The sequence below is a fragment of the Paenibacillus sp. JCM 18996 genome (genome assembly GCF_055392555.1).
The window spans coordinates 3,671,192-3,684,865 of sequence record NZ_AP043884.1; the positions used below are offsets into that span (position 1 = coordinate 3,671,192).

Consider the following 13,674-nt stretch of genomic DNA (forward strand, 5'->3'; position numbering starts at 1 on the left):
CGAAAATGGAGTATCGCTTATTTCCGCAAGGTCATCAGAATTATGAATGCCATGTGGGGCACGGTGTTTCTGCTCGAAGCCGGGGTGCGCACTTTTCTAGTCTGGTGCACCCCGAGTTTCAGGGAAGGGGATTGGGCAAAAGCTTGCTGAGCTTCGCGGAGGAGTATGCGCTGGATAGAGGATACTCCAGTATCCGGCTCGATGTTTACACGCAAAATCCGGCGGCGGTAAGGATGTACGAACGGGCGGGCTATGAGCCGAGAGGCGTGGTTCGTTTTCCTTTTCGGCTCGTGCCGTATCTGTGCTTCGAGAAAATATTCGAGGCAATTGATGAAAAAAGAATTCATCAAGTGAATGTACACTGTTTGTAGTTCATAGCCTAAAGCGCGACAGTCCGGAACTCTCCTTTGGGGTTTTGAACTGTCCTTTTTGTTTTCATAAACTTCAGTTGCAAAAACTAATTAAATTAGTTATTTTATTAATATAAATAGTAAAGGAGCGGTGTCAATGCAAGTAACCAAAATAGGCGCAGTTTATCAAGTAACGTTTATGCCAAGATTGTTCCCGGTTAATTGTTACCTCATCGAAGAGAAGGAGACGCTTACTCTAATCGATGCGGCTTTGCCTTACAGCGCCAAGGGCATCCTGGAGGCAGCCCGGAAAATCGGGAAACCGATTGCGAACCTCGTGCTGACGCATGCCCATAACGATCACGTAGGTGCTCTGGATGCTTTGCGGAACACTTTGCCTCATGCGACGGTAAGCATCTCCGTAAGGGATGCTCGTCTGCTGTCGGGCGACCGGTCGCTGGATCCAGGCGAGTCGGACACCCTGATCCGGGGAGGAATCCCGAAGAACGTGAAGACCGTGCCGGACGTGCTGCTTCAGGAAGGGGACCGAATCGGTTCGCTCGAAGCCGTCTCCGCCCCGGGACATACGCCCGGATCCATGGCCTTCTTGGACACGAGGAGCAAAGCGTTGATCGCCGGAGACGCGTTTCAGACACGCGGAGGCGCAGCGGTTAGCGGGACGGTCAAGCCATGGTTTCCGTTTCCGGCGTGGGCAACCTGGAACCGGGAGGCCGCGGTAGCGAGCGCCCGAAAGCTGGCCGAGCTGAAGCCGGAATTGCTCGCTGTCGGACATGGCAGAATGATCGAAAATCCCATGCGCACTATCGGTGAAGCCATCGCAGAGACGAACAGAATGCATTAATCGACGGAAGAAGGAGGTATTGCGATGCCAAGGATGGGTTTGGATGTTAGCGTTGTATTGGTCAAGGCGGCCGAGATAGCAGATGAGAAGGGGCTCGACGGCGTTTCACTCGGGGAATTGGCCCAGCGGCTCAACGTTCGGGCGCCATCCCTCTACAACCACGTTGACAGTTTGCCGGCATTGAAGCAGAAGCTGGCCATTTACGGATTGAATCGCCTTCATGAAAGAATGACGCAGGCAGCCGTCGGCCGTTCTGGAGACACGGCCGTGCGTGCGCTAAGCGAAGCCTATGCCGGATTCGCTCGTGAGCATCCTGGACTGTACGACGCGACCTTTCGCGCCCCTGATTCCGGTGATCCTAAGCTTCACCTGGCGCAGCGGCAGGTCGTTGACCTTGTCGTCCAGGTGCTGAGTGTCTACGAACTGAAGGGCGACAACTCGCTGCATACGATTCGCGGACTGCGGAGCATTCTGCACGGATTCGCGTCCATCGAAAGTGCGGGAGGATTCGGTCTTCCGCTTGATCTCGATGTTTCGTTTGGAATGCTGATCGATACGTTTCTGGCCGGAATCCATTCTCAATTAAAGGAGGACAGGATTTGAGCGCTGTTGTCTTGCTGCAAGCCTGGTATCTATTACTTCCCCATGACTTTACTTGAGGTAAGCAGTGCACCATTTTTTCAGTAATTTATGGAATTGGCTGATCACGCTATACTGGAGGAGCAAAGACTGTTGTTTAGGACAAACCTATCCAGGAGGAGTGAGAGAATGAATCACAGAAGACTGGGAAAAACCGGGCTGAAGGTATCGGAAATCGCGCTTGGGTGCATGGCGTTCGGACGTTGGATCGATCAGGCCCAATCGTTTCGGGTTATGGATACGGCGCTTGATGCGGGTATTACGCTATTTGATACGGCTGATGTCTACGGACGCGGCATGGACCGGCGCGATCCGCTGCTTTCGGGAGAGTCTGAGGAGATTATCGGGCATTGGATGAAGGGAAAAAGGGACAAAGTGATTCTCGCTACCAAAGTACACGGCCGTGTGGGTAATGGACCGAATGATGCGGGGCAGAGCCGTTACCATATTATGCGAGCGGTCGAAGACAGCTTGAGGAGGCTGCAGACGGACCATACCGATCTTTACCAGGTCCATTCGTTCGACGATGAGACTCCTCTTGATGAGACGCTGCGGGCTTTGGACGATTTAATCCGCGACGGAAAGGTGCGGTATATTGGCTGCTCCAATTTTCAGGCATGGCAGATTGCCAAGGCCCACGGCGCAAGCAGCCTGAGCAATCTGCACCGCTACGAGAGCGTGCAGCCGCAGTACAGCATTATCGCTAGGGAAGCGGAGCGGGAGCTGCTGCCTTTTTGCCGCTCGGAGGAGGTTGGCGTCATCGTGTACAGCCCTCTCGGCCGGGGCATGCTGACTGGCAAATACCGCGCTGGAGAAGCTCCGCCGGAAGGTACGCGCGGAGCTGCAGGGGAACAGCGGCTGAAGCAGTTGATGGAAGATGAGCGGAATTTTGCCATTGTGGAGCGGGTGAGTCCGATAGCGGAAGCGAAAGGCTGGACGCTGGCTCAGCTTGCTCTGGCCTGGGTGCTGAGCCATAGCGAGATTACTTCGGCCATTCTTGGCGCCTCGAAGCCTGAGCATATCACCGATGCGGTGGTCCATCTTGGGGAGCGGCTGACGGAAGAAGAAGTCATGCAAATCGACAGGATCAGCGATAAGTAAACGACGGGAGGGTGAGCGCACTTGTTAAAGAGAAAACTTGGACAAACCGACATGGAAGTGAGCATACTCGGGTTCGGCGGAGCAGAGATCGGATACGAGGATTCGTCGGTCTCGCAGGTCGAGCGGCTGCTGGGCAGCGCTCTGGATGCAGGCCTGAATGTCATTGATACGGCCGAGTGTTACAAGACAAGCGAGGAGTTAATCGGCAAAGCGGTCGGACACCGGCGCGACGAGTACTACTTGTTCACGAAGTGCGGGCATGCTTCCGGATTCGAGCAGCCGGATTGGGATCCGCAAATGCTCAGTCAGAGCATAGACCGCAGCCTGCGGCGCCTCGGTACCGATTACGTTGATTTGATTCACCTGCATAGCTGCTCGGAGGAACTGCTGCGCCAAGGAGATGTAATCGACGTACTGAAAAGGGCGAAGGAAGCCGGCAAGGTTCGGTACATAGGATACAGCGGAGACAGGTCTGCAGCGATGTATGCGGTGACCTGCGGGGCGTTTGACACCCTTCAGACCTCCGTCAACATTGCGGATCAGGAGGCTGTATCAACCACCCTTCCGGAGGCGGAGACCCGCGGGATCGGTGTCATCGCGAAGCGCCCGATCGCCAACGCCGCCTGGAAAACCGGACAAAAACCCGAAAGCTCCTACCATATGCCTTACTGGGAGCGGCTGCAGCTGTTGGATTACGATTTCCTGCGAGGCGACCTGACCGGCTCGATAGAAACAGCGCTGCGCTTCACTCTTAGCCTTCCCGCCGTTGCAACGGCCATCGTCGGCACCTCCAACCCCGAAAGATGGGTGCAGAACGCCAAGCTTGCCGGACGGGGTTCCCTGCCGCAGGAGCAGGTGGAGGCCATTCGCCAGCGCTGGATGGAGGTATCGCATGGCAGGGATTGGCACGGACTGACCTGATATGTAATTTTAGACCGGTGAAAAGAAGGTGGCCCCATGTGCAACGGTTTCTCCGCGGGCTGTCCTTAAGCGGATAAAATTTTCTGTTCTGGACTTTGTTCGGTAAAGCAGCCGATGTGGGTAAGCATACTTTTCAGCATCAGACGCTGATACCTATTGCTACTAATCTTGAATATGAAACGCCAAACAATTGTTTTCCCTGGGACAATATACCGTTGACTGGCGGTTCGTCTTGGATTTTCGTTTGAGGCCACTGTAGATCTTGCGGCATCCGAGCTCCGTCTTGTTTACGAAGTCCGCAATATCGCGATAGTCGTATTCGAAGGCTTCCCGAAGAATGACCCCTGTCAAGTAGACAGCTATTAAAAAGAACTTTTAAGCAGCCTGAGTCTTGTATTCATAAGGACTCAGGTTGTTTAATTTTTTCTGGAAACGTTCATTGTTATAAAAATGGATATAACGTTGAACAGCGTGCTTTACTTGTTCAACCGAATGAAAGGAATAAAGATCAAAGCACTCTGACTTAAAATGACTGAAAAAGTTCTCCATACATGCATTGTCCCAACAGTTTCCTTTTCGGGACATGCTACCTTTCATATGGTATCGTTTAAGCAAGTTGTTAAATTGACGAGACGTGTACTGGAAGCCTTGGTCGCTATGCAGGAGGATCCCTTTCACATTCCGTTTTCTCTTTGCCTTCCTGATCGTGTCAAACACCAGCTTTAAATCGTTTCTGCGACTGATGTGGTAGGCTACAATCTCATTGTTGTACAGGTCTTTAATCGCAGACAAATAAAGTTTCTGTCCATTGAAAATTAGATAAGTAATATCGGTTACCCACTTCTCATTTAGATTAGAGGCTGTAAATTCCCGGTTAAGGTGGTTGTCCGAGATAACGTAAGCCTCTTTCTTGCCGTAGTAAGGTCTTTTCTTTCGAATGACTGCCTTTATCCCTAGCTCTCGCATGAGCCTTTGCACACGCTTATGGTTGAGGTGCAGCCCATGTTTCCGCATAAGCCAGACCTTTACACGACGGTATCCATAAATCCCTTTCAATTGTCCATGGCATTCTAACATTTTCCCTTTAATTGCCTCGTCTTCCCGTTGTTTTTGGGACACAAATGTCTGTCGTTTTTTCCATCTATAGAAACCACTTCTGGACACTTGGGCCAGCTCACATAGCAAGATGACATCGTAACCCTTGCTGGCTAATTCCTGGATAATGGCAAACTTTTTACCGCTTTGTACAGCATCCATGCCTCCTTTCACATTTTTAAGAGCTTTTTTAGCAGTTCATTCTCCGCTTCAAGACGTTTCAGCTTCACCTCCGGATCTTCGGGTCGTGTTCTCGGTCTGCCTTTTCCAAGGCCATTTGCTTTTCCCCGTTTTTCCTCAAGCCCCTTTATGCCCTCTGCCTCAAAATTCTTCACCCACCGACGAACAAGGGAAGGGTCAATCGCTAATTCCCTCGCTACGGTCTTATAGCCCATTCCTTCTTTAAGATAAAGGTCTACTGCCTTTTTCTTGAATGCAACATCGTATGTTCTCGCTATTTCGCCCATAGAAAAAATCCCCTCCACAATAGACATAGTAAATGGCTTTCTTTTTTCTGTCTACTATGAGGGGTCACATCATAACGATAGGGATGCTTTTTTTCTGTTTAGCATTATTTTGGCTTGTCCTGGTTTTGCCCGCTTTCCTGCTTTGCGCTCCAGTTTTCAGCCTGCGGCTCGATATCTTGGCCTTTTTGTTCCTTTTGCCGCTGCTCCAGGGAGTCGTTTTCCCTATTCATTTCGTTTCTGACCTCTTGCCCTTTTTCCTGTGCCATGGTGTATTCCTCCTGTATCCTTTGTCTATCAATAAATACCCTTATTCGGGAGCGGGAAAACATTGTTTCTGTAAAATGCAGTCTGACGGCGGGACCTCGTGGTAAAATATGTTAGAAGCTTCGAGTATCCGTCTTATTTTTTGAAAATAACTGTTAAACGCCTAAAATAACAATGATCCCCTATAGGAGGTGCCCCCGTCTGAAACTGGACCGCCTGCTGGCCATTACGATGCTGCTGCTCAACCGCCGAAGAGTAAGCGCCAAAGAACTCTCCGAACGCTTTGAGGTATCCCTGCGTACCGTTTACCGGGATTTGGAAACCATCAATCAAGCGGGAATTCCAGTTGTTTCCTACTCCGGCATGGCTGGAGGCTATGAAATTATGGACCAGTACAGGCTGGACCGCCAATTTCTTTCTTTGGAGGAGCTGCAGGCGATCATTATCGCTTTAAAAGGCATGCGTTCCTCACTTGAAGATCACGATATCGGAAGCCTGTTGAACAAGGTAGGGGCGATGATGGCGAGATCGGAGCTGGGTACGGCCGAGAGCATGAGCCAGCAGCTCATTATCGATTTGAATCCCTGGCAGGAGAGGAAGTCGGAGAAGGAGAATCTGGGCGTCCTCAAAAAAGCGATCCGGAACAGACAGTTGATTCGTTTTTGTTATACAAGCTCTAACGGAGAAAATTCCGAACGCGTGTGTGAGCCGATGGGCCTTGCGCTTAAGGGGTATATTTGGTACTTATACGGATTCTGCAAGCTTCGCGAGGACTTCCGCATCTTCCGCCTCTCCAGGATAGAGCAGCTTACTGTGCTGCCGGACAGATTCGAACGACGTCTAGAGACGCTGGAGCAGCTAGATTATCGCTGGCAGCGGTCACACGACCCGGTCTGCGTCCGTCTGGTGCTGCAGTTTCATCCGAGAGTGAAAGCCAAAGTACAAGACTATTTTGAACAGGGGCAAATTGCGGCGCAGCCTGACGGCTCCTTGCTTGTTACGAGTGTCCAGCCCGAAGAACCGTGGCTTTACGGGATGCTGCTCAGCTATGGCGCCGATGTTACCGTACTGGAACCGGAGTCGGTGGCGCTGGCGGTCAAACAAAAAGCGCAGGAAGTTGTCCGAATGTACGAGACAATACTGACATAATGCTGTCAGGGTAGTTTGTTATATTATAGAAGCACACCAGAGAGACTCGTAGGGAATACCATTATTGAAGGAGGTTTTTAAAGTATGTTTGTGACTGTAAAAGATTTTGCCGCCGAATGGACCAATGAGTCTGCAGCTACACAGCGTGTCATGAATGCATTGACGGACGAGTCGTTAAGCCAGGCTGTCGCTCCCGATTTCCGGACACTCGGCCAGCTCGCTTGGCATCTGGCAGCTTCGATCCACGAAATGCTTTCACGCACAGGGCTCGATTTCCCGGCTCCCGAGGGCGGCGAGCACGCTCCGGATTCGGCTTCGTCCATTGCTGATACGTACCGACGTGCCTCTCAAGCGATGCTGGATGCCATTCAAACGCAGTGGACGGACGAAACTCTGGCCAAGACAAGCGACATGTACGGCGAACAATGGCCGAACGGGCTGACTCTGCGCATTGTGATCCAGCACGAAATCCATCATCGCGGACAAATGACCGTTCTGATGCGTCAAGCGGGCTTGCGTGTTCCAGACATCTATGGCCCAACACGCGAGGACTGGATTGAGCGCGGGATGCAGCCTCTGGTCTAGGAGCATCCAATCCAGTTATATTGCACGGTACTTAGAAATGACAGCATTCAGAAAAAGCGGTTTTTGAAGATGACTTCGAAATTTTATAAACATTAAGCGGCCTGAAAAACTTTTTTTCAAAAGTTCGGGGCTGCTTTTTTTGTGCCTTTGTTTCATGAGTGCCCCATCGGTGTAAGAAGAGGATAAAGTTATCTGCAGAAGTACGGCAAGCAGTACGGACCCTTCGGGTACGGGACTGGATTTTAGTTCAACCAATTGTGAAGGGGAGACCGGACGATGAAATTAGTCAATCATATCAACCACATGGACCAGGAAGGCAGCGTATATTGCTGTCTGCGCAACAGAGTGGTGAAGCTCACCTCCAAACAAAAGGAAAACTTCTGCCACGGCTGCATGATGTTTGGCGGTTTTATCCGGGGAGGCGGGGTGGAATGCGAATGGCTCGACTCGCGCGAAGTAAGCAATCCGCATATCGTATTCGATCCGAAACAGGAGTTCATCTCCAACCAAAAACGTCAGACTCGCCTGGACGTAACGGCGCAGCTGGCGAATTAGTCTATCGATGCATTAAGTCAAATGGCTGTCAGCTTTTGAGCCGGCAGTCTTTTTTTCAAAGAGCATAGCCCTGTCTTCATGCGACGCGTTGATGGATTGAAATTCTCACGAACTCGCTTCTACATAGTCACAAGCATTCCCTCGATCCACTCCAATTCATCCTACCTTTTACGTTTACGGTAATCGGTGGGGGATATGTTTTTGATGTCCCGAAATACCCTTCCGAAGTAGGCCAGACTTCCGAATCCAATTTTCTCCGCAATTTCAGTCACTGTAAGATTCGGTTCCATGAGTAAAGATTCCGCTTTATAAATGCGCAGAACATTGACGTATTCTATCAAGGTTTTGCCCGTGATTCTTTTAAATAAACGGCAAAAATGGCTGGGGCTCACGTTAATCATTTTGGCCGCATCATTAATGTTAATAGATTGGTTGAAATTTTGTTCAATATACTGAAGTAAGATGCGAAATTCTTCAGAAATTTCCGCATTCCCACCCAAAGAAGATCTGTTGTGACCGGTGACTTGATGAAAATTACGGATCATTAATCCGAGGATATTATACAATTTAGATTTGATAATCAATTCATAGCCGGCTTTTCTATTTATAAATTCCTGAATGAGTTCTTCAATAATGCTGCGAATTTCTATAGAGTGAGGATCGGAAGAATCGAAAAAGTTCGGTAAAGTTATAGTGCGGTCCAGAAGGGGGAAGGACAAGGGTATACGTATCGCTTTCGAGAAATGTGACATGGGAGGGGACTGGAACCGGGGAGACTGGAATATCGCCCACAATCCGATTTCCTGGGAAATGATGTTTAACGCCGTTAAACAATTCGGGATCCACGGTCCCAAGCCGTTTGTATGGCACCGTACTCCCGGTTTTGGCGATTCGAATTGGACAGATATTATTTCCATCCTTAGGGAAAACGGCTACAATGGCACTATAGACATTGAAGGTTATCACGATCCGGTGTATCGCGATGAACTGGAAATGACCGGTCAAGTGCATGCGCTGAATTATTTGAAACAATGCCGTGGCGGAGAGTATGTTCCCAATCCGAAATAACGGCGGACATAAGAGGAGGATGGAGAAACTATGGGAAAATTCAAAGTAGTATTGGCTGGCTGCGGAAGCATGGCTAACGAATGGGTTAAATACGCCCTCTCCAGGGAAGATGTGGAGTTCGCGGCCCTTGTGGACATCAAAAAAGAATTTGCCGATGCAATGGCCGGGCGGTACGGATTAACGTGCCCGACTTATACCGATTTGACGGCAGCTATAGAAGAAACCGGAGCGGATTTGGTGTTTGACGTGACCATTCCCGCAAGCCATTTCACTGTGTGCACGACTAGTTTGCTGCTCGGCTGCAGCGTCTTTAGCGAGAAACCGATGGCGGCGACGATGGCGGAGGCGCGGGAAATGATCCGCGTTGTTGAACGAAGCGGAAAATCGTTCTCCGTCATGCAAAACAGGCGTTATGACCCTAATATCCGTGCTTTTCGTGATTTGATTCAGTCAGGGACGATTGGCAGACCGGGGTATGTAGGAGCCGACTTTTTTATCGGTGCTCATTTTGGAGGGTTTCGCGATGCTATGGACAGTCCTCTGGTGCTGGATATGGCTATACATACGTTTGACCAGGCACGATTCATTGTCGGAGCAGACCCTGTCTCGGTCTATTGCCATGAATTCAATCCGCCGGGATCCTGGTATGCAGGCAACGCTTCCGCGATCTGCATATATGAAATGTCTGACGGGTCGGTGTTCTGTTACCGGGGCTCCTGGTGTGCGGAAGGAGCTCCCACTTCGTGGGAATCGGCTTGGCGCATAACCGGGGAACGCGGTACGGCGATTTGGGACGGACACGGTGCACCCTACGCGGAAATCGTTGCTTCCGGCGACCAAAGCGGCAAGTTTATCCGAGATTATGAGAAAGTTGAAAGCACCGTCAATTGGGGAGGAAACCGGGGCCACGCCGGATGTCTCGACGAAATGTTCGCCGCCCTACGGGAAGGACGCCCGGCTGAAACGGACTGTAAGGATAACATTCAAAGCATAGCGATGGTGCTTGGGGCATTGGAAAGCGCAAGAACCGGCAAGAAGATTGATCTGACGGATTATATGCTGCATGGATAAGCAAGTCTCATAAGGGGGCAAGTCATGTCCCCCCGATTTAATATTTTGGGCGGTAGGGCACCGGATATAATCCCGCAAAAAAATGGACAGAGAGGCAAGCTGCCACCTCTATCCATTTTTTTCGAGGGATCGTTCTATTTGCTTTGTTTAATCAGCTTCCGCACGAACCGAAGTATCGGTTTTCTTTTTTTGACCACGCCTACAATCTCGGCTCCCGCCAGCAGAAGCAGGGCCACGAGCAGCATAATGAACACGGTCGTGACGGCGGAAGAGGACGCTTTGGTCAAAATAATGGCGCACAACCCGAAGAAGGTTGAAGTGCCATACAAGATGTAAACGGTATTTCTCCGGCTGATCCCGAGATCGAAAAGGCTGTGGTGCAGATGGCCTCGGTCGGCGCTGTACACCGGTTTACGGTTGATGATCCGCCTAGTAATAGCCAAAAAGGTATCGAAAAGCGGAACGCCGAGAATGAGCAGAGGAATGATGAAAGACACAAAGACCGCCTGCTTAAAGCCCAGAATGGAGACAGTGGCGAGAAGGAAGCCGAGAAACGCGGAACCCGATTCGCCCATGAAAATTTTGGCCGGATCGAAGTTGAAGAAGAAAAAGCCGACCAGGCTGCCCAGCAGGACAGAGCACAAAATCAAAACGGGCACGTTGCCGGTGATCAGTGCAATGATAATAGTGGTTGCCAAAGCGATCCCCGAAACGCCCGTGGCCAGCCCGTCCAGCCCGTCAATCCAGTTCACCGCATTAATGACCCCGATGATCCAAAACATCGTAAGCGGGATCGAGAGCCATACAGGGAAATAAATATCCTGTCCGAACGGAATGTGGACTTGGTCAATGGACAGACCGAAGGCAATCACTACCCCGGTGGCAATCAGCTGGCTGAGCAGCTTCCATTTGGGTGAGAGTGTATATTTATCGTCGAGAACCCCGCCAATTTCAATGATAAGTGCTGCCAGAAGAATTCCTTCCAGCGGTTTTAACCGCTCCGAAGCAAAAGGAAACAGCAGCGCCATGGCCGCCATAAAGGACAAAAAGATCGCCAAACCGCCTAAGCGAGGCATATTGGTCGTATGCATGGAACGTTCATTAGGAACCGCGACGGCCCCGATGCGATGGGACAATTTGGTTACGGATGGCATGAGCAGGAAAATAAGTGCGACGGAAGCTGAAAATCCAAGTAACGCAAAGAGTGCCATTTTGAAAGCTTCACCTTTTTCTATGAAAATAATGAATACAACTTCTTTCTAACATGAATTGACCGCTTTGACAAGTTAAATTCTGCTAAAAGACCAATAAAGTCAGCTCGCGCGGTGCAGGTACTCCCATAACATTTTGACAATGGAGAGGGTGGTCACCAGAACAAACAATGGCTTCACATAAGAGGTGCCTTTGCGTATCGCTATCTGCGAGCCGACCAGCGCCCCTGCGATCATCGCAATCCCCATCGGCAGTCCGTAGGAGATTTTGACGGCATGGAGCAGGAAGAAGGTAATCAGGGAAGAAATATTGCTGGCAAAATTAAGCACCTTCGCGTTGGCGGAGGAACCGATAAAATCCAGGCCGACGATCAGGAACATAAAAATAAGAAACGATCCTGTCCCCGGACCGAAAAAGCCGTCGTAAAATCCGATGATAAACGAGCCGGCAGCCACCAGAATGCCTGACTTCACGGATAGATTGGTGAAGGTGGACACTGCGCCCCAGTTCTTTTTGAATAAAGTGTATACGGTGACGGCAATTAAAAGAATGACAATTAGCGGTTTCAGGAACTGGGACGGGATGAGCGTAACGGTATAACTGCCCAGGGCCGACCCGATAAAAGCGAGCGGGAACAGCCAGCGGACGAGCTTGAAATCGATTTTGCCGGAATGAAGAAAAGACACGGTGCTGGTAAGCGACGACATGGTGCCCGCCAGTTTATTGGTGCCGATGGCAAGGCTGGGCGGCAGCCCGGCAAATAAAAGGGCGGGAAGCGAAATCAGTCCTCCTCCGCCGACTACGGAATCTATGAAAGCGGCGAGAAAGCCTGCTCCGACCAGAAAGAAAATAATGTCCAGGCTTGGAAAGTCCATCATGAATTCACCTCTTATGTAAAATGTACAAATTTAAGTATAACGAATAGGCTTCCTTTTATATAGAGGTTGAGACAAAAAAACAAATGGTTGCTTTTTCCAAATGGGAATGATATTCTTCGGGCGAAGACGAACTCAAGGAGGAGAAACGGATGATCAGCAAGCTGGAGCATATTGGAGTATTTGTCAAGGATATGGACGAGTCGATCGAATTTTATCAGAAGGTACTGGGAATGCGGCTGGCTGCAAGAAAAACGCTGGACAATGGAGTAGAGCTGGGCTTTTTGTCGTTTCCAGGAAGCGAAAATGTGGAGATCGAGCTGATCGGCCGGGGAGAGGAGGGGCAGCCGGATGACGGGATTGTCCACCATATTGCGTTTACCGTGAGCGATATCGAGCAGGAGGCCGCACGCTTGAAGGAGCTGGGCGTTCGCTTGCTGGACGACGAGCCGAAGACGATTCTGGACGGGGTGAAAATTTTCTTCTTTTTCGGGCCGAGCGGGGAGCGTTTGGAATTTTTTCAGCCTAAGCAGTAGACAAGGAGAAGGGTGAAATAAAACTCCGATGCCCCTGGACTTCGATTCAGGTTTCGGAGTTTTTTTTGATTGTTCGGGGCTTCCCGCAAAGTATCCGCAATAACAGGCCCTGCTTCACTTTGCGGGGTGATATCTGCTCAGCCTCCGTATGAGTCACGGAAAGCTTTGGCCAAACGCTCCGGCTCGATATTAAGAATCGGGGCGATTTCCGGGCAGACATTCTCCACCCACCAGTCAGCCTGCGCCTTCCGGTTGCTGCGGTTTTCAAAAACCCACACTAAATTCAAGGCCACCTTCTTAAAATAAATCTCTTCCGCTTTAGCGACCTGCTGAGGGGGGATATACTGCTTCAGCTTCTTGATGGTCCTGTATAGTTCTCTGCCGCAGGCTCTGCGGATGCCCCTTGCGGTCGGAAACGGCGCTTTGTGCTTTTCCTGGTTGTTCATGGACATGGATTCACCTGCTCCTCTCTGCATTATCGTATGCTTCGAAAGCGGAGCGGGCTACTTTCCCGGACTGGTCAAATGACTATAATATAGCCGATCATCGGCCCGTTATGCGCTATATCCGGATGGCTCAGGCAAACGAGACGATAGGTGCCGGGTTTGTCGGCGGTGAAAGAGACAGTGGTTTCCTCTCCTTTCTTCACTTCCCCTTTTACATTCACCCCCTCGATGATAAAAGGATGGCTGACCCCGTTCACCCCGTAAATGCTGAGCCTGACCATTTCGCTTCTGTTCACCACGATCGTACCCGGATCCCAGCGGTAGGCTTCGATTTGTTTGCCGTCCGCTGAAACCGCCTTGAATTCTCCCGTCACCAGCTGGATTGTTCTCACCACCGTCCCATCCCCCGAGGTTCCTTTGTTTTGTTCCATTTTCAAATACAGCGCCCCACCGAATAAAAGAACAAGCAGCAGCGCCA

The 13,674-nt window shown here is 50.5% G+C and carries 19 protein-coding genes; 11 read left to right on the forward strand and 8 right to left on the reverse strand.

From position 1 onward, the window contains the following. Nucleotides 1-5: 5 nt before the first annotated feature. The 5 genes from ACZ5N7_RS18015 to ACZ5N7_RS18035 all read left to right on the forward strand — a co-directional run bounded on the left by ACZ5N7_RS18015 (nucleotide 6) and on the right by ACZ5N7_RS18035 (nucleotide 3,873). Entirely contained in the window at nucleotides 6-371 is a 366-nt protein-coding gene (locus ACZ5N7_RS18015) for a GNAT family N-acetyltransferase (RefSeq protein WP_464655999.1), read from the forward strand. 136 nt (nucleotides 372-507) lie between these two features. After that, entirely contained in the window at nucleotides 508-1,212 is a 705-nt protein-coding gene (locus ACZ5N7_RS18020; protein WP_464656000.1) for an MBL fold metallo-hydrolase, read from the forward strand. Between the two features lie 24 nt (nucleotides 1,213-1,236). Next, a complete protein-coding gene (locus ACZ5N7_RS18025; protein WP_464656001.1) occupies nucleotides 1,237-1,815 on the forward strand; it encodes a TetR-like C-terminal domain-containing protein in 579 nt (192 codons plus the stop codon). A gap of 165 nt (nucleotides 1,816-1,980) precedes the next feature. After that, nucleotides 1,981-2,952, forward strand: a complete 972-nt coding sequence (locus tag ACZ5N7_RS18030; RefSeq protein ID WP_464656002.1) for an aldo/keto reductase — start codon at nucleotides 1,981-1,983, stop codon at nucleotides 2,950-2,952. 51 nt (nucleotides 2,953-3,003) lie between these two features. Continuing rightward, nucleotides 3,004-3,873: an aldo/keto reductase gene (locus ACZ5N7_RS18035; RefSeq protein WP_464659337.1), complete on the forward strand. Its 870-nt coding sequence runs from the start codon at nucleotides 3,004-3,006 to the stop codon at nucleotides 3,871-3,873. A gap of 375 nt (nucleotides 3,874-4,248) precedes the next feature. On the opposite strand, the gene ACZ5N7_RS18040 is transcribed toward ACZ5N7_RS18035, so the two are convergent. From ACZ5N7_RS18040 to ACZ5N7_RS18050, 3 genes are all read right to left on the reverse strand, one after another. Continuing rightward, nucleotides 4,249-5,130, reverse strand: coding sequence for an IS3 family transposase (locus ACZ5N7_RS18040; RefSeq protein WP_464654018.1), 882 nt, complete (start codon nucleotides 5,128-5,130; stop codon nucleotides 4,249-4,251). 8 nt (nucleotides 5,131-5,138) lie between these two features. Then, the gene (locus ACZ5N7_RS18045; RefSeq protein WP_464659339.1) at nucleotides 5,139-5,435 is read right to left on the reverse strand and encodes a transposase; all 297 of its coding nucleotides are present in this window, start codon (nucleotides 5,433-5,435) and stop codon (nucleotides 5,139-5,141) included. Nucleotides 5,436-5,539: 104 nt separating this feature from the next. After that, complete coding sequence (locus ACZ5N7_RS18050) at nucleotides 5,540-5,701, reverse strand: hypothetical protein (RefSeq protein ID WP_464656003.1); 162 nt, start codon at nucleotides 5,699-5,701, stop codon at nucleotides 5,540-5,542. A gap of 172 nt (nucleotides 5,702-5,873) precedes the next feature. Between ACZ5N7_RS18050 and ACZ5N7_RS18055 the strand changes: the two genes are divergently transcribed. The 3 genes from ACZ5N7_RS18055 to ACZ5N7_RS18065 all read left to right on the forward strand — a co-directional run bounded on the left by ACZ5N7_RS18055 (nucleotide 5,874) and on the right by ACZ5N7_RS18065 (nucleotide 7,988). After that, nucleotides 5,874-6,848 carry a helix-turn-helix transcriptional regulator gene (locus tag ACZ5N7_RS18055; RefSeq protein ID WP_464656004.1) on the forward strand — a complete coding sequence of 325 codons (975 nt, stop codon included), beginning with the start codon at nucleotides 5,874-5,876 and terminating at the stop codon, nucleotides 6,846-6,848. Between the two features lie 84 nt (nucleotides 6,849-6,932). Continuing rightward, nucleotides 6,933-7,433 carry a DinB family protein gene (locus ACZ5N7_RS18060; protein ID WP_464656005.1) on the forward strand — a complete coding sequence of 167 codons (501 nt, stop codon included), beginning with the start codon at nucleotides 6,933-6,935 and terminating at the stop codon, nucleotides 7,431-7,433. Nucleotides 7,434-7,709: 276 nt separating this feature from the next. Next, nucleotides 7,710-7,988 (forward strand): hypothetical protein, encoded by a 279-nt coding sequence (locus ACZ5N7_RS18065; protein WP_464656006.1) that lies wholly within the window; start codon nucleotides 7,710-7,712, stop codon nucleotides 7,986-7,988. 161 nt (nucleotides 7,989-8,149) lie between these two features. Here the strand turns inward: ACZ5N7_RS18065 and ACZ5N7_RS18070 are convergent, their stop codons facing one another. Next, on the reverse strand, nucleotides 8,150-8,572 hold the full coding sequence (locus ACZ5N7_RS18070) for a helix-turn-helix domain-containing protein (protein ID WP_464656007.1): 423 nt from the start codon (nucleotides 8,570-8,572) through the stop codon (nucleotides 8,150-8,152). Nucleotides 8,573-8,738: 166 nt separating this feature from the next. Here ACZ5N7_RS18070 and ACZ5N7_RS18075 point away from each other — a divergent pair, with 166 nt between their 5' ends. Next, a complete protein-coding gene (locus ACZ5N7_RS18075; RefSeq protein WP_464656008.1) occupies nucleotides 8,739-9,056 on the forward strand; it encodes a hypothetical protein in 318 nt (105 codons plus the stop codon). Between the two features lie 30 nt (nucleotides 9,057-9,086). After that, a complete protein-coding gene (locus tag ACZ5N7_RS18080) occupies nucleotides 9,087-10,127 on the forward strand; it encodes a Gfo/Idh/MocA family protein (RefSeq protein WP_464656009.1) in 1,041 nt (346 codons plus the stop codon). Between the two features lie 134 nt (nucleotides 10,128-10,261). Here the strand turns inward: ACZ5N7_RS18080 and ACZ5N7_RS18085 are convergent, their stop codons facing one another. Further along, entirely contained in the window at nucleotides 10,262-11,338 is a 1,077-nt protein-coding gene (locus ACZ5N7_RS18085; protein WP_464656010.1) for an MraY family glycosyltransferase, read from the reverse strand. Between the two features lie 102 nt (nucleotides 11,339-11,440). Next, nucleotides 11,441-12,214, reverse strand: a complete 774-nt coding sequence (locus ACZ5N7_RS18090; protein WP_464659341.1) for a sulfite exporter TauE/SafE family protein — start codon at nucleotides 12,212-12,214, stop codon at nucleotides 11,441-11,443. A 152-nt stretch (nucleotides 12,215-12,366) separates the two neighbouring features. Between ACZ5N7_RS18090 and ACZ5N7_RS18095 the strand changes: the two genes are divergently transcribed. Beyond that, nucleotides 12,367-12,750: a VOC family protein gene (locus ACZ5N7_RS18095; protein ID WP_464656011.1), complete on the forward strand. Its 384-nt coding sequence runs from the start codon at nucleotides 12,367-12,369 to the stop codon at nucleotides 12,748-12,750. A 137-nt stretch (nucleotides 12,751-12,887) separates the two neighbouring features. Here the strand turns inward: ACZ5N7_RS18095 and ACZ5N7_RS18100 are convergent, their stop codons facing one another. After that, the gene (locus ACZ5N7_RS18100; protein WP_464656012.1) at nucleotides 12,888-13,202 is read right to left on the reverse strand and encodes a dehydrogenase; all 315 of its coding nucleotides are present in this window, start codon (nucleotides 13,200-13,202) and stop codon (nucleotides 12,888-12,890) included. A 68-nt stretch (nucleotides 13,203-13,270) separates the two neighbouring features. Next, the gene (locus ACZ5N7_RS18105) at nucleotides 13,271-13,627 is read right to left on the reverse strand and encodes a cupredoxin domain-containing protein (RefSeq protein ID WP_464659342.1); all 357 of its coding nucleotides are present in this window, start codon (nucleotides 13,625-13,627) and stop codon (nucleotides 13,271-13,273) included. Nucleotides 13,628-13,674: the final 47 nt, after the last annotated feature.